General features: G+C 63.1%; 11 protein-coding genes and 2 pseudogenes. 4 read left to right on the plus strand and 9 right to left on the minus strand.

Annotated features, from left to right (window positions below):
- Nucleotides 1-30: 30 nt before the first annotated feature.
- Nucleotides 31-1,215, plus strand: a complete 1,185-nt coding sequence (locus ACSQ9I_RS39395) for an acetyl-CoA C-acyltransferase (protein ID WP_436317322.1) — start codon at nucleotides 31-33, stop codon at nucleotides 1,213-1,215.
- Nucleotides 1,215-2,353 (plus strand): annotated as a pseudogene (locus ACSQ9I_RS39400) (acyl-CoA dehydrogenase family protein). The gene ACSQ9I_RS39395 and the pseudogene ACSQ9I_RS39400 overlap by 1 nt, the downstream one beginning before the upstream one ends.
- 599 nt (nucleotides 2,354-2,952) lie before the next feature.
- Here the strand turns inward: ACSQ9I_RS39400 and ACSQ9I_RS39405 are convergent.
- The 6 genes and pseudogenes from ACSQ9I_RS39405 to ACSQ9I_RS39430 form a co-directional block, all read right to left on the minus strand.
- A complete protein-coding gene (locus ACSQ9I_RS39405; RefSeq protein WP_436317323.1) occupies nucleotides 2,953-4,104 on the minus strand; it encodes an acyl-CoA dehydrogenase family protein in 1,152 nt (383 codons plus the stop codon).
- A 2-nt stretch (nucleotides 4,105-4,106) separates the two neighbouring features.
- Nucleotides 4,107-4,241: a hypothetical protein gene (locus tag ACSQ9I_RS39410; RefSeq protein ID WP_436317324.1), complete on the minus strand. Its 135-nt coding sequence runs from the start codon at nucleotides 4,239-4,241 to the stop codon at nucleotides 4,107-4,109.
- Nucleotides 4,242-4,406: 165 nt separating this feature from the next.
- Nucleotides 4,407-5,594: an acetyl-CoA C-acyltransferase family protein gene (locus ACSQ9I_RS39415; protein WP_436317325.1), complete on the minus strand. Its 1,188-nt coding sequence runs from the start codon at nucleotides 5,592-5,594 to the stop codon at nucleotides 4,407-4,409.
- A 30-nt stretch (nucleotides 5,595-5,624) separates the two neighbouring features.
- Nucleotides 5,625-6,404 (minus strand): enoyl-CoA hydratase, encoded by a 780-nt coding sequence (locus tag ACSQ9I_RS39420; RefSeq protein ID WP_436317326.1) that lies wholly within the window; start codon nucleotides 6,402-6,404, stop codon nucleotides 5,625-5,627.
- 19 nt (nucleotides 6,405-6,423) lie between these two features.
- A pseudogene (locus ACSQ9I_RS39425) lies at nucleotides 6,424-6,791 on the minus strand (3-hydroxyacyl-CoA dehydrogenase family protein); the annotation flags it as partial.
- A 293-nt stretch (nucleotides 6,792-7,084) separates the two neighbouring features.
- Complete coding sequence (locus ACSQ9I_RS39430; RefSeq protein WP_436317327.1) at nucleotides 7,085-8,260, minus strand: CaiB/BaiF CoA transferase family protein; 1,176 nt, start codon at nucleotides 8,258-8,260, stop codon at nucleotides 7,085-7,087.
- 738 nt (nucleotides 8,261-8,998) lie between these two features.
- On the opposite strand from ACSQ9I_RS39430, the gene ACSQ9I_RS39435 reads away from it, so the two are divergent.
- The gene (locus ACSQ9I_RS39435) at nucleotides 8,999-10,969 is read left to right on the plus strand and encodes an aconitase family protein (RefSeq protein ID WP_436317328.1); all 1,971 of its coding nucleotides are present in this window, start codon (nucleotides 8,999-9,001) and stop codon (nucleotides 10,967-10,969) included.
- A gap of 26 nt (nucleotides 10,970-10,995) precedes the next feature.
- Here the strand turns inward: ACSQ9I_RS39435 and ACSQ9I_RS39440 are convergent, their stop codons facing one another.
- Entirely contained in the window at nucleotides 10,996-12,009 is a 1,014-nt protein-coding gene (locus tag ACSQ9I_RS39440) for a Bug family tripartite tricarboxylate transporter substrate binding protein (protein WP_436317329.1), read from the minus strand.
- Nucleotides 12,010-12,158: 149 nt separating this feature from the next.
- On the opposite strand from ACSQ9I_RS39440, the gene ACSQ9I_RS39445 reads away from it, so the two are divergent.
- Nucleotides 12,159-13,127 (plus strand): SMP-30/gluconolactonase/LRE family protein, encoded by a 969-nt coding sequence (locus ACSQ9I_RS39445; RefSeq protein WP_436317330.1) that lies wholly within the window; start codon nucleotides 12,159-12,161, stop codon nucleotides 13,125-13,127.
- 19 nt (nucleotides 13,128-13,146) lie between these two features.
- Here the strand turns inward: ACSQ9I_RS39445 and ACSQ9I_RS39450 are convergent, their stop codons facing one another.
- Together ACSQ9I_RS39450 and rraA are read right to left on the minus strand one after the other, a co-directional pair.
- Nucleotides 13,147-14,031: a LysR family transcriptional regulator gene (locus tag ACSQ9I_RS39450; protein WP_436317558.1), complete on the minus strand. Its 885-nt coding sequence runs from the start codon at nucleotides 14,029-14,031 to the stop codon at nucleotides 13,147-13,149.
- Nucleotides 14,032-14,104: 73 nt separating this feature from the next.
- Nucleotides 14,105-14,638, minus strand: a complete 534-nt coding sequence (gene rraA / locus ACSQ9I_RS39455) for a ribonuclease E activity regulator RraA (protein ID WP_436317331.1) — start codon at nucleotides 14,636-14,638, stop codon at nucleotides 14,105-14,107.
- Nucleotides 14,639-14,738 lie beyond the last annotated feature (100 nt).

A 14,738-nucleotide genomic window follows, 5' to 3' on the forward strand; every position in this document is an offset into this window, starting at 1 on the left:
AGCCAACCACTCCATCCTCTAGGAAAATCCATGACTGAATCCATTGTTATCGTCGGCGCTGCCCGCACCCCGATGGGCGGCTTCCAGGGAGACTTTTCTTCCCTTGCTGCGCACGACTTGGGCGGCGCAGCCATCAAGGCGGCCGTCGAGCGCGCCGGCATCGCACCCGACGCGGTCGGCGAGGTGCTGTTCGGCAACTGCCTGATGGCCGGCCAGGGCCAAGCCCCGGCACGCCAGGCTGCCTACAAGGGCGGCCTGCCCGACAGCGCCGGGGCCGTCACCCTGAGCAAGATGTGCGGCTCGGCCATGAAGGCCGCAATGCTGGCGCACGACCTGCTCCTGGCCGGCACGCACGAAGTGATGGTGGCCGGCGGCATGGAAAGCATGACGAACGCGCCTTACCTCATGCTCAAGGGCCGCGGCGGCTACCGCATGGGTCACGACCGCATCTTCGATCACATGATGCTCGACGGCCTCGAAGATGCCTACCAGCCGGGACGATCCATGGGTACCTTCGGCGAGGACTGCGCCGCCAAGTACAAGCTCACCCGCGAAGAGCAGGACGCCTTTGCCACCGCCAGCGTGCAGCGCGCCCAGCATGCGACCCAGGACGGTCTGTTCAAGGCCGAGATCACGCCCGTTACCGTCAAGGGCCGTGCCGGCGACACCGTAATCGCCATCGACGAAGGCCCGGGCAAGGTCAAGCTGGACAAGATCCCCACGCTCAAGCCGGCCTTCAAGAAGGACGGCGGAACCATCACCGCCGCGTCGAGCTCTTCCATCAATGACGGCGCCGCAGCGCTGGTGATGATGACCGAGTCGCACGCGAAGAAGCTCGGGGCCAAGCCGCTGGCGCGCCTCGTCGGCCATGCCACCCATGCGCAGCAGCCCGAGTGGTTCTCCACCGCCCCGGTCGGCGCCGTGCAGAAGCTCTTCGCCAAGACCGGTTGGGGCGTGAAGGACGTGGACCTGTGGGAAGTGAACGAGGCCTTCGCCGTGGTGCCGCTGGCGCTGATGAAGGAGCTTGGCGTGTCGCATGACATCGTCAACGTGCACGGCGGCGCCTGCGCGCTGGGCCACCCGATCGGTGCCAGTGGCGCGCGCATCATGGTCACGCTCATGCATGCCCTGCAGGCGCGCGGCAGGAAGCGCGGCGTGGCCACCCTGTGCATCGGCGGCGGCGAAGGCACGGCTGTCGCACTCGAGCTGATCTGATGCTGCTCACCCCCGACCAGGAATCGATCCGCGACGCGGTCCGCGCCTTCGTGCAGGCCGAGTTGTGGCCCCACGCGGCACGCTGGGACCGCGAGCATCTCTTTCCCAAGGAAGCCCACGCCGGCCTGGCGCAGCTCGGCGCCTACGGCATTTGCGTGCCCGAGGAAGATGGTGGCGCGGGCCTGGACTACCTCACGCTGGCGCTGGCGCTGGTGCTGGAAGAGATCGCCGCCGGCGACGGCGGCACCAGCACCGCCATCAGCGTGACCAACTGCCCGGTCAATGCCATCCTGATGCGCTACGGCAACGCGCAGCAAAAGAAGAAGTGGCTGCAGCCGCTGGCGCAAGGCCGGATGCTGGGCGCCTTCTGCCTGACCGAGCCGCAAGCCGGCAGCGATGCGTCGTGCCTGCGCACCACCGCCAGGCGCGATGCCGAGGGCTATGTGATCGACGGCGTCAAGCAGTTCATCACCAGCGGCAGGAACGGCCAGGTGGCGATCGTCATCGCCGTCACCGACAAGGCGCAGCGGGCAAGCGCGGCATGAGCGCCTTCCTGGTGCCTACCGACGCGCCCGGCTATAACGTGGCGCGCCTGGAAGACAAGCTCGGCCAGCATAGCAGCGATACCGCGCAGATCAACTTCGACGGTTGCCGCATCCCGCACGAGAACCTGATCGGCAAGGAAGGCGAGGGCTACAAGATCGCCCTGGGCGCGTTGGAAGGCGGGCGCATCGGCATCGCGGCGCAGAGCGTGGGCATGGCGCGCAGTGCCTTCGATGTGGCGCTGGCCTATGCCAAGGAGCGGCAAGCTTTCGGCGGATCGATTTTCGAGCAGCAGGCGGTCGGATTCAGGCTGGCGGACTGCGCCACCCCGCTCGAGGCGGCCCGGCAGCTCATCTGGCATGCGGCTAGCCTGCGCGATGCCGGCCTGCCCTGCCTGAAGGAAGCAGCAATGGCCAAGCTCTTCGCCAGCGAAATGGCTGAGCGCGTGTGCAGCGCCGCGATCCAGACGCTGGGCGGCTATGGGTACGTCAACGATTTCCCGCTGGAGCGGATCTATCGGGACGTGCGGGTATGCCAGATCTACGAGGGCACTTCGGACATTCAGAAGCTGCTGATCCAGCGCGCGCTTGCGTAGGACCGGTTGGCAGGTGCCAGGAACGATGCGCGGGTCAAGAGAAAGCAAGATGTTAGAGATCTCGAGGACCATGCACTATCTTCACGATGCTACAAAGCTTGCCGAACTCCTGCGGGCCGCATTGCTCGAAGTGGTCTCTGCATCGGATGTCTGCGAAGGGCACCCGACAAAGGTGTCGCCAAGGTCGCTGCCGCAGGTCCAACGCATCTTGCGTATTTGCTGCTTTCACAGGGTGCATGGACGCTCGATAGCGACTCGAAGAGGTTCGCCGATGGAGAAAGGCGCTCGGCGTTGACGTCGTTCTCTCCCTGAACTTCCTAACGGAGCCGTAAATTCGCGGGGAGTCTGCTCGTGCCGACGGCTGCCATCCAGCCGCAGTATCACGGGGGAAGGCGAAAAGTCGGTCCAGGTCGTCACCCGTTGGGAAGGCGCAGATCAGGTCGCGGGTCGAGCCAGTCGCTGCACAAGCAGGCGAATCGAACCCGGCAATTCGTTACTGGCGTTTTCGAGGCATCGTCGTTGTCGCGGCGTGCCGCGGAAATATTTTATGAAGCGCCCGCCATACGCGCCGGATGGCGGGCTGCGCAATCAGGCAGGCTTCACTCGAACAGCTTGCGCGCGATCAGGTCCTTCATGACCTCGTTGGCACCGCCATAGATTTTTTGGATGCGCGCGTCGGCATACAGGCGCGCGATGGGGTACTCCACCATGTAGCCGTAGCCGCCGAAGAGCTGCAAGCATTCATCCGTCACGCGGCACTGCTGCTCGCTGCACCACCACTTGGCCATGTAGGCCGCCTCGTCTTCTAGCGTCCCGTCCAGCAGGCGCTGGGTGCAGTCGTTGACGAAACTGCGCACCACATGCGCGATGGTGGCGCACTCGGCCACCTTGAAGCGCGTGTTCTGGAAATCTGCAATCGTCTGGCCGAAGGCCTTTCGCTGCTTCGTGTATTCCACAGTCAGCTCGACGGCGCGCTCGATGGACGCCGCCGCCGGCACTGCCAGCAGCATACGCTCATACGGCAACTGGCTCATGAGCTGCTTGAAGCCTTCGCCCTCCCTTTCCCCGATTAGATGGCTGGCCGGCACGCGTACGCCATCGAAAAACAGCTCCGCAGTATCCGAAGCATGCTGGCCTAGTTTCTCCAGGCGCCGGCCTACGCGGAAGCCCGGCAGGTCCTCGGTTTCGAGAACGACGAGCGACACGCCCTTGGCACCCGCCCCACCGGTGCGCACCGCCATCACCAGCAGCGTCGCGCTGAAGCCGTTTGTGATGAAGGTCTTGGCACCATCGATGGTGTAGTGATCGCCATCAAGCCGTGCGTGTGTACGCAGCGCCTTCAGGTCCGAGCCCGCGCCTGGCTCGGTCAGCGCGATGCCGGCCAACAGCTCGCCGCTGGAAAGTCGGGGCAGCCACCGCCTCTTTTGCTCCTCGGTGCCGTAGTCCAGGATGTAGTGCGAGGCGATGGTGTGCACGCTGGTGTTGAGCGGCATTTCCGCCTTCGCTAACTCGTCCTGCACCACCAGCTGGTACGCCAGGCTGCAACCCGAGCCGCCCCACTCTTCGGCCAGCTCGGGCAGCATGAAGCCCATCTCGCCGAAGCCACGCCATACGTGGCGCGGCACGTAGCCCTGCCGACGCCAACTTTCCAAGTGCGGACTCATCTCGCCGGCGATGTAGCGCCGGACCTGCTCGCGGAATGCCTCGATTTCCGCATCCATCCAGGGATGCCTGTGCAGTTGCGGCAGCATGCTCAAACTCCTGTGGGGCCACTGGTCCACATCAGCGTCTGGCCGCTGACGCAGTCGAGCTTGAGGGCGATCGAGCGGCCGACGCCGCGACCCGAGCCGGAAACGAGGGCAACCATTTCATCGAGTTTTTGAGCCATATGGATATGTCCTGCCTTGGATAGACATGGGATCGTAGAATTCATGCTTGGCTTCGTGCAGTTGAGGCAGTGGGGCCTCAGTCAACGCGACGAGATCGTGTGCGAACTCGATCGTTTCATGCTGCCTCCGAAGTCTTGAAGTTGCGATTGCTTCGACCAAGCCCGTCAGACACGTTCGAAGATCGCGGCGATCCCCTGCCCGCCGCCGATGCACATCGTGACCAGCGCATAGCGACCACCGGTGCGGTGCAGCTCGGCGATTGCCTTCGTCGTGATGATGGCGCCTGTCGCGCCGACGGGATGGCCAAGTGAGATGCCGGAGCCGTTCGGGTTGACCTTGGCCGGATCGAAACCCAGCTCCTGAATGACGGCGCAAGCTTGCGCCGCGAAGGCTTCATTCGATTCGATCACGTCCAGATCGCTCACCTTGAGGCCGGTACGTTCCAGCACCTTGCGTGTGGCCGGCACCGGGCCGATGCCCATATACGCCGGCTCCACGCCGGCATGGGCATAGCCGACCAGACGTGCCAGAGGCTGCAACCCCAGCGCCTGCACACGGCCGCCCTCGGCCAGCACCACCGCCGCCGCGCCGTCGTTGATGCCCGAGGCGTTGCCCGCGGTGACGGAGCCGTCTTTCCTGAAGGCCGGCTTCATCTTGGACAGTGTCTCGACGCTGGTGTCGGCACGCACGTGCTCGTCGGTGTCGAACAGCACGAGGCCCTTGCGCGTCTTCACTTCGACCGGCACGATCTGCTCCTTGAATCGGCCGGCCGCGATCGCAGCCGCGGCTCGCTGTTGGCTCGTCACTGCCAGTTCGTCCTGCTGGCCGCGCGAGATGTTGTATCGCGCCGCCACGTTCTCAGCCGTGATGCCCATGTGCATCTTTTCCCACGGGTCGTGCAGGATGCCCAACATGTAATCGACCAGCGCCGCATCGCCCATGCGCGCGCCATAGCGCGCTGCCGTGTCGAAGTAGGGGCCGCGACTCATCGCTTCGGACCCGCCGCCGATGGCGATGTCGCAGTCGCCCAACGCAATCGCCTGCGCGGCCGAAACTATCGCTTGGAGCCCCGAGCCGCACAGGCGGTTGACGTTGAACGCCGGCGTCTCGATCGGGCATCCGGCGTCGATTGCGGCCACGCGGCTCAGGTACGCGTCCTTCACGTCGGTGGGGATCACGTTGCCCATCACGACATGCCCGATCTCGTCGGGCGCGACGCCGCTGCGCTCGAGCGCAGCCCTGACGGCCGTGGTGGCCAACTGGGTATTAGGCACATCCTTTAGCGATCCGCCGAAGGTGCCGATGGCGGTGCGGGCGGTGCCGACCACGAAGATTTCGCGCTGAGATGTCATAGATCGCTTTCGTTAGTTAGTGATGTCCGGTCAGCCGTGCGTGAAGTTCGCAGGCCGCTTGGCGACGAAGGCGTGCATGCCTTCCTTTTGGTCGGCGGTGGCGAACAGGGCGTGGAATAGGCGCCGCTCGAACATCACGCCGTCGGACAGGCCCGATTCGAACGCGCGGTTGACCGACTCCTTGGCCGCCATCACCGCGATCTGCGAGAAGCCGGCGATGGTGAGCGCAGCGCCCAGCGCCTCGTCCATCAGCTTGTCGCCAGGCACCACGCGGCTGACCAGCCCGGCGCGCTCGGCTTCGGCGACGTCCATCATTCGGGCGGTCAGCGCCATGTCCATCGCCTTGGCCTTGCCGACCGCGCGCGGCAGGCGCTGCGTACCGCCGGCGCCGGGGATCACGCCGAGCTTGATCTCGGGCTGGCCGAACTTCGCGTTGTCGGCGGCGATGATGAAGTCGCACATCATCGCCAGCTCACAGCCGCCGCCCAGCGCGAAGCCGGCCACCGCCGCGATCACCGGCTTGCGCACCGAGCGGATCGTTTCCCAGTTGCGCGTGACGTAGTCGCCCTTGTAGACGTCGACGAAGCTGTAGCCGGCCATGGCGCCGATGTCGGCACCGGCGGCAAAGGCGCGCTCGCTGCCGGTGACGACGATGCAGCCGATCGCGTCGTCGGCGTCGAAGGCCTTGAGCGCGTCGCCCAGCTCGGTCATGAGCGCGTCGTTCAGCGCGTTGAGGGCCTTGGGGCGATTGAGCGTGACGATGCCGACCTTGCCGGCTTCGGTCCGTACTTCGATGTTCTGGTAGCTCATGATCTTCATTCAGGCATAGGTAGGTGTAGAAGCCGCGACCTGTCTTGCGGCCGAAGCGGCCTGCCGCCACCATTTCTTTCAATAGCGGCGCGGGCCGGTACTTGGGATCGTTGAAACCTTCGTAGAAACCTTCATTACTGAAAGCAAGGTGTCCAGCCCAATCAGATCGGCGAGTGCCAGCGGGCCAATCGGATGATTGCAGCCGAGCTTCATGCCAAGATCGATGTCCTCGGCGGTCGACAACCCCTCCTGCAGTACGAAGATCGCCTCATTGATCATCGGCACGAGAATGCGATTGACCGCGAAGCCTGGACTGTTCCTTGCAGTGATGGGGGTCTTGCCAATCGTTCTTGCAGACTCAATCGCCAGCGCATGTGTCTCATCCGAATGAAGTGTTGGAAGCGATGATCGAGTTTGCGGAAACCGTCTCGCTGATTTGCTTGAGTATCTCGTCCCGCCCGCGCCTGCCTTTCCGTCGACGATCACGGGCTGACCCAGGCCTTCCTGCAACTTGCGCGCGACGATCCGTGCAAACTGGTCGGTTGGTCCGCCTGGGAAGGGATTGATGATCTTCAGCGGTCGATCGGGAGAGTGCTGGGCCGCTGGCAGCGCCGCGCCAGCCAGGATCGCTGCCGAACCACAAGAGAATTCCGTGCATGTTCTGACTCCAGACGAGGAAATTAGGGCGCAATCGCCTGTTCCAGGCGGCCCAGGATTTCCGAGTTGTGCTGGCCCAGTCGTGGCGGGAAGCTGTGGACTGTTCGTCCTGGGGGGTTGAACTTGAGGGGGTCGCCGGCCACTTCCATTTGTTGGCCTGGCAATTCGCCTTCGAGCTTGAGCCTCATGCCGCGGTGCAGAACCTGCGGGTTGTTGAAGACGGCTTCAAGGTCGTCCACTGCGGCTGCCGGCACCTCCGCGGCAACCAGCTTCTCGATGAGTTCGGCGGAAGGAGAGCGCGCGAACGCACCATTGAGCAATGCGATGAGTGCCTCACGGTTCGCATACCGGCTCGCGGGATCGACGAAGCGCGGGTCCTTGGCGAGCTCGGCAAAGCCGAGTACCCGCACCAGACCGCGAAACATGTTCTCCGTGTTGGCCGTCACGGCAACAACCTTGCCGTCGCCTGCCCGAAAGCAGCGATAGCTCGGAATGAAGTCATGCGCACTGCCCTGGAGATCCGGAATGGGTCCGCCTTGCAGATAGCTGGCCGCCTGGTATGTCAGCAGGGCCACCTGGACGTCGAGCATGGACACCTCGACCGACCGGCCCACACCGGTGCGCCGGGCCTCGATCAGCGCCGATAGCAGTCCGATGACGGCGTACAGGCCTGCGCACAAGTCACCGACCGGGACGCCGGCGCGCACGGGTTCACGTCCCGGCTCTCCGGTCAGGCTCATGACGCCCGACATCGCTTGCACGATCATGTCGTAGGCCGGGCGTTCACGCAGGGGACCGTCCTGTCCAAAGCCGGAGATGCTTGCCCAGACCAGCGAGGGCTTGCGCGCCCGCTCGGTTGCAGCGTCGATCCCCAGCTGTGCGAGCTTGCCCGGGCGGAAGTTCTCGAGCACCGCGTCCGCCTCCCCTATCAGCTGGCGGGCGGCGGCCAGGCCCTGCGGCGTGCGCATGTCCACCATCAGCGACTTCTTGTTGCGGTTCGTGCTGCCGAAATAGGTACTGGAGCCATCGACGAAGCGCGGCGGGACCGTGCGCGACATGTCTCCGTCAGGCGCTTCGACCTTGATGACCTCGGCGCCCAGGTCGCCAAGGATCTGGGTTGCGAACGGGCCCGACAGAAAGAGCGTGAAGTCGACGATACGCACGCCGGCCAGGGGGCCAACGGATTGGGATGCAGTCATGTGGAAATACCGTTTCAGAAGGGCCGATGTATGGGGTCAGCGGACAGAGGAAACAAACCAGCTATCTCGCTCACCGGGATGCCATCTCGCTAAACAGACTGGATTCTCGGGGCGAGCGGAAGCCATGTCAAGCTGGAACAGGAGGCGCGGATCGCAGCCTGGCACGTACCTTGTCGGTGTGGAATTCCTGCGGCTGGGGGCTTAGTTGTCTCGCGTACTGAGGTGACTGCTGTCGCTGAAGGGTTCATGCAACGCGTCGCTGAAGTCACGGGGGCCACAGCAGCGCCAGCTTGCGCAGTGCCTGGATGTCGACCTTCGTGTAAATCATCGTTGTCTGGGGATGGCGATGCCCCAGGAGGTCACCGATCTCGCCGAGCGAAGCGCCCGTGCGCCGGTCCTGGTGTTAGCTGGCACTGAGGACAAAATTCGTCCTCCGAGGGATTCCGCATCGATGGCAGTTGATCGGCCTGGTACCTTGTTCGCTTGTATAGCCGACGCCGGTCATACACTGATCGTGGAGCGGCCTTCTTCGGTCGCGCGCATCATTTTGAGTTGGTGGGCCGGATTCGGCACGGAATCGGCATGCAGTGACTCCGTATCCGGTGCGCGAGAGCAGGTGCCTTAGCTTTGCAGAGCCGCAGGCGGGGCCACTTCGCATTTGGAGAACGGGACGCTGCGCAAAGGGAAGTTCTTCATTCTCGCGAGGAAACTTAGACTCGCAGGAACGGAGAGAGCCCAATGACCTACCTCGAACTTCCTGGCCGCATTCTCTTTCTTTCCAATGACGGAGAAAAAGTGCGAGCCCAGTTGTGCGGCACGAATTTGAGCCTCAGCGATGCGGGGCAGCTTCGCAATGACATCTCGACAGACGAGATTACCCCGGGCCCATCCTTGATCCACGTCGATGAGCAGCTGGGCCGGCACGTCTACACCGGTTTTAGCGCCGCAGGCGAGCGACCCATCAACAAGGATGACGCGCTCGCGGGAAAGTTTTCAGTCACCGTTGGTGGCCGACGTTACGGGAAAGGCTCCTCCCGGGAGCACAGTCCAGTGGCCGAGCGGTATGCGGGGATCCGCTTGGTCATCGCCGAAAGCTTCGAGCGAATTTACCGCCAGAACGCCGACAACGTCGGCCTCCACACCTCGACGGATTTCGGTCTGATCGAGCGTATTCAGCGAGGCGAGCCCATCGAGATCGAAGAACTCCTTGCGCCGCGGGACAAGTTGGCGGCCTCCATCTTGCGCATGGGCGGGCTGCTTCTCTATGGGCGCGAACACCTGAAGTCGGTGCGACGATGCCACGCGCCGAAGGACGATGACCGACCTTTGACGCTCACGCAAAAAATACTGGCGCGGCACACGGTCGAAACGAATCACACCGGTAGCGAGCTGATTCCAGGACAAGGCGCGTTCGTGCACGCGGACTGGCGTTACATCATCGAGGTCTATACCGGAATGGCGGCTCACATGATGCATGCCACCTTTGGTCGGCCGTTAAAGCTCATTGACGTCCCCACCATCTTGGGATTCGCTGAGCATGCGTCGTATATCGCTCTGCATCCCAAATACGTTCATCCCGGCAAACCGCCGGTGCTCATGAGAGTCATGCACGATGTGCACGAAGAGTTTCTGAAAGAGTATGGCATCCGTTCACATGGCTACCTGCCAGGCCCCGGCGGGTCCGAGGGCATCTGCCATCCCCTCATGGCAGAGCGATACGCGCTGCCTGGCCAGGTATTGGTGGGGACCGATTCCCACACTCCCCATTCGGGCGCGCTTGGATGTTTGGCCTTCGGAGTAGGCACCACCGACATGGCCAGCGCCATGCTGACAGGCGCAGTGCGGATCACGGTGCCCGAAACGCTGCGCATTGAATTCAACGGCGAAGTGCCGGCAGGCATCACAGGCAAGGACCTCGCCTTGAACCTGCTTGCGCATCCCAAGATTCGAGGAGGACTCGGGCTCGGAAAGGTGTTTGAGTTCTCAGGCACCAGCATGCGCTACCTCTCGATCGACGAGCGAACGACGTTGACAAACATGGTGGCAGAACTCGGCGGATTCGCCGGCATTGTCGAGCCCGACGAGAAGACGTGCGAGTTCCTCCGTGAAAGGCGCGGCATCGACTTCATCCTGGATCCCTGGATGAAGAGTGACCCGGGAGCGAGCTATTCGGACACCATCGTTGTCGATTCGGCGCTCCTGTCGCCCATGGTCGCTGCGCCGGGCGATCCGGGAAACGGCATCGCACTGTCCAGCCTGCGCGAACGGCCGAAAGTTGATATTGCCTTTGCAGGGTCATGTACAGGCGGGAAGCGAGAAGATTTCGATGGCTATCATGCCGTTCTGTCTTGGGCAGCCGACCGTGGCATGCGGGTGGCAGAGGGCGTTGAGTTCTACTTGCAGTTCGGAACGATGGCGGTCCGCGACTACTGCGAGGCCCAAGGCTATTTGCAGACGTTTAAAAGGGTCGGCGCCACGGTCCTTCTGCCTGACTGCGGAGCCTGTGCCAACTCGGGTCCGGGAGCGTCGCTGCGGCCCGACCAAGTCACTGTCAGCGCGCAGAACCGCAATTTCCCCGGTCGCTCTGGCCCAGGTCAGATCTGGCTGGCCAGTCCGCCGACGGTCGCAGCAAGTGCGATCGCCGGCGAGTTGTTGTCGTTCTCGGAGCTCCAGGAGCGTTTCGAAGACCAAGCCGTGGGGGCGGACTAAAGGACCGAGATCCTCCCGCGAGGCGCTCAGTCCAGCTTGATCCCCATTGGCTTGACAATGCCCTCCCAGAACACCGCCTGCTCGCGACCGAAGGCTGCCACCTCCGCGCCCGTCTTGAGGAAAACCTGAGCGCCGATCGTTTCGAACTTCGACTTGGCTTCCGGCGACTCAAGGGACAACTGCGCGGCATGCGCCAGTCGCGTCACCGCGGCCTCAGGTGTGCCTGCCGGAACGGCAAGGGCAAACCAAAGGGAGATGGGGACATTCTTGACCTCGAGTTCATCGAGGGTGGGCACGGCAGGCAGTTGGGACAGCCGCATTTCCGTGCCGACTGCGAGGATCCTGATCCGTCCGGACTCGGCGAAGGATCTCGCGGAGCCGAAGTCGACCAACGCGGCCCCGATCGTTCCAGTCGACAGGTCCGTCAGGATGTTGCTCATTCCCCGATAAGGCACGTGCAGCATCTTCGTGCCGGTCCGCGTCTGCAGCAGTTCCATCCCCACGTGCAGAGGCGATCCGACGCCGGGGGAGCCGTAGCTGATCTTTCCTGGGTTCGCCTTCGAGGACTGGATGAAATCCTGGAAGGTCTTGCTTGGACTGTCGCCGGGCACCGCGAGGACGAGCGGAATGCGCACGAGCGTGGCGACGAGTTTCAGGTCTTTCGGTGCCGCATAGGGCAGCTTGCTGAAAACAAGATGTGCAGTCGTGAAGAGTGAGTTATCAATGGTCAAGACGGTGTAGCCGTCCGCGGCGGACTGGGCAACGTACCCGGTCCCCATGGTCCCTGCTGCGCCCGCCCGATTGTCCACAACAATCGGCTGGTTCAGGGCAGTGGCCATACCCGCGGACACGATGCGCGACACCGCATCCATCCCGCCGCCCGCCGGGACGGGGACCACCCATTTGATCGGCTTGTCGGGGTATGCGGCGGTCTGCGCCCATGTGTCCGCTCCAACAATCGCAAGCATGGCTGAGCCTAGTGCGGTCATCAGGGTCTTCGTCACGGCGCGGCGACTGGGCTGGGTCTTTGATTGGTTCAAGGTTGTCTCCTGGGGGATCTGTGCATCGAACGGCACTCGCGGTTGATCCTAGTGATGCTTGCTGCCGTCACGATGGTGATTCATCAGCTGGCCATTCGCGAATGGAGAAGCACGGGTGGCACGAGCGACGCTAGACTTTGCGTCGTCACATGGAAGAACCTCGCAGTCACCCTATCAAGCTCGATTTTCATGGCGAGCACCTTTCACGGCCGGAAAGTGTCTTGGTGACGGCCAATGGCGGGGTGTTCGTGTCGGATCATGAAGCCGGTGTGCTCGAGCTGGGTAGCTCGCGTCGCCCTCTGGTCGGCCCACCAAAAGACTTTGTGCCGAACGGCTTTGCGCTCCTGAAAGGTGGCGACTTTCTGATCGCCAACCTTGGCGGGGAGGGTGGCGTCTGGAGGTTGGACGCCACACGCAGTCCCTCGCCGTTCCTGATGGAAGTGGAGCGCCAAAGCATGAGGAATACAAATTTCGTCATGTTGGATCACAAGGGCCGGCTCTGGATCACGGTCTGCACCCGTCAGACGCCCAGGGAGCTGGCGTTTGACCGCCGCATTGCCGACGGCTACGTTGCTGTCATTGACGAGCACGGGGCGCGAGTTGTCGCCGATCAGTTGGCGTTCGCGAACGAGTGCCGCATTCACCCTGGCGGCGAATGGCTCTACGTGAACGAATCGGTGGGGCGCCGACTCGTGCGGTTCAGGATCCACGAGGTATCGGGCCGCGCGACTTTGGGCCCCAAGGAATGCGTTCATGAATTCGGTGACGGAGACTTTCCGGATGGGCTTGCGTTCGACTGCCTTGGTGGCGTCTGGGTCGCATGTGTGATCTCGAACCGCGTGATCCGCATCTCGCCTGGCGGGGAAAAGCAGGTGATCCTGGACGACTCGGACCCTGAACTCAATGCGCGTGCCGAAGCCGACTACGCAACGTTTGGGGTCGCAAAATCTGTATTCGAGATGGGGATGAGCCGCAGACTTCGAAATGTGTGCAGCGTCGCCTTCGGAGGAGCCGACCTGCGCACCGTCTACCTGGGCTCTCTCGGTGGTGATCGCTTGGCGAGCTTCCGCTCCGAAGTGGCAGGCCACCAACTCGCACATTGGCAGTTCGGAAGTTGAAGGTCGCGCGGGTAACGCACTACCTCGCTTTTCTGGTGTCGGTCAGAAAAGTGGTCAACGCCGTCAGCGCGACGGAGTGGGGGCGCGCCGCCAGTGTGAGGATGCAGAGATCGCGCTCCGCCCACTTGTCCACGATAGGGACTGAGCGGACCCGTTCCGCATCTTCATAGGGCCAGACCATCCCCGAGGGTTGTATCGATACGCCGAGCCCGGCGCGGACAAGACTTCGTGCGGCTTCGCCGGAGGCCACTCGATACTTGGGCTGGTATTTCATCTTCAGCTGCGCCGCCGCCTGTTGGAGCAGCCGGGTCGTTCCGCTCTTTGCGCCGCCGCCGATGAGATTGGTTGCCAACAGCTCCAGAAAGGTCACTTTCTCCGCGTGGGCGAGAGGATGCAACACGCTGACCACCGCCACAAGACGGTCCGTGCGATAAGGCTGGATGGAGAGCTTGGGAGATGCGTCGAGGGGTGGCGCACAGATTCCAACATCGGCAATACCGGAGGCCACCGCGTGTTCAACCTCAGCGGAATCGCCCTCGTCGATATCCAGCGTCACTGACGGAAAGTTGCGGTTGAAGGTGCCCAGATCATCGGCCAGGTATTCCACTAGCGCCGACGCGTTGGCCCAGAGCCGCACGTGCCCCTGAACACCCACGACGAAGTCACCAAGTTCATGGTGGAGGTCATCGATGGCCGCCAGGATGCGCTTCACGTGCAAGTCCACGATGGCGCCTGCCGCTGTGAGGCGGGTCCCCTTCGGGTCGCGGTACATCAGCCTGAAGCCAAGCGTGTCCTCCAGCTGCTGGATTCGCTTCGTGACGGCAGAAGGAGCGATTGATTCGCGGACTGCAGCCCGTCCGATATTGCGCTCCTCGGTGATTGAAGCAAACAAGCGCAACGTCATGAGATCCAACTTGCGGATCCACGTCCGCACGTTCATTGGAACTGTTCGCGCTCGATCAACGCGCTGAGAGTCCTCAGCCTGCGACGTACTTGGCGGTAGCGGCGATCGCATCTTGGACCTTGATGCTGGATTCGTTCAGCCCTGGCGGCAGAACAATGACTCCGTCCTCGTCCGCCACAAGACGCGCACCAGGCGTGAATGTGATCCCGCCGAAATGGACCGGGACATCTAGTTCACCCCTGCTGCCGATGTTTGCGCGGCGCGGAACGGTTCCGAGCGCCTTGACGCCTACATCCATCGCGTCGATCTCAATCCGATCGCGGATCGGGCCGTTCACGACCACGCCGGCCCAACCGTTGCGCACCGCGATGCCTGCCATGATGTCTCCGAACAGAGCGCGCCATCCCGCCTCCGCGCCATCGATGACGAGCACCTGGTCGTGTCCCTGCTGGTTGATCAATTCGCGCAGGACATTCAGGCCCTGCGAGTAGCGCGCCGTGCGGATGGTGCCGGCGAATGCGCGCTTCCTGCCGAACCCCACGAATGGCAGTTCACAGGCTTGCGCTTCGTCGCAGGCGTCACATAGGTCCGTTGTCTTGTATTCCATTCCCAAATGGTAGATGGGTCCCGCGCCTGCTTGATATGCCAAGCCGCGATAGCCCCCCATGCGCATCAGCACTACGCGCCAATACGGTGCCGCCATAAAG

Source organism: Variovorax sp. LjRoot84, from assembly GCF_964254305.1.
Taxonomy (GTDB): domain Bacteria; phylum Pseudomonadota; class Gammaproteobacteria; order Burkholderiales; family Burkholderiaceae_C; genus Variovorax.

Bases quoted from the DNA above. Each gene is read 5' to 3' on its own strand.
- ACSQ9I_RS39420 (WP_436317326.1), bottom strand. From the start codon at position 6,404: ATGAGCTACCAGAACATCGAAGTACGGACCGAAGCCGGCAAGGTCGGC.
- ACSQ9I_RS39430 (WP_436317327.1), bottom strand. From the start codon at position 8,260: ATGACTGCATCCCAATCCGTTGGCCCCCTGGCCGGCGTGCGTATCGTC.
- ACSQ9I_RS39450 (WP_436317558.1), bottom strand. From the start codon at position 14,031: ATGACGTTGCGCTTGTTTGCTTCAATCACCGAGGAGCGCAATATCGGA.
- ACSQ9I_RS39445 (WP_436317330.1), top strand. From the start codon at position 12,159: ATGGAAGAACCTCGCAGTCACCCTATCAAGCTCGATTTTCATGGCGAG.
- ACSQ9I_RS39395 (WP_436317322.1), top strand. From the start codon at position 31: ATGACTGAATCCATTGTTATCGTCGGCGCTGCCCGCACCCCGATGGGC.
- ACSQ9I_RS39405 (WP_436317323.1), bottom strand. From the start codon at position 4,104: ATGCTGCCGCAACTGCACAGGCATCCCTGGATGGATGCGGAAATCGAG.
- ACSQ9I_RS39415 (WP_436317325.1), bottom strand. From the start codon at position 5,594: ATGACATCTCAGCGCGAAATCTTCGTGGTCGGCACCGCCCGCACCGCC.
- rraA (WP_436317331.1), bottom strand. From the start codon at position 14,638: ATGGAATACAAGACAACGGACCTATGTGACGCCTGCGACGAAGCGCAA.
- ACSQ9I_RS39435 (WP_436317328.1), top strand. From the start codon at position 8,999: ATGACCTACCTCGAACTTCCTGGCCGCATTCTCTTTCTTTCCAATGAC.
- ACSQ9I_RS39410 (WP_436317324.1), bottom strand. From the start codon at position 4,241: ATGGCTCAAAAACTCGATGAAATGGTTGCCCTCGTTTCCGGCTCGGGT.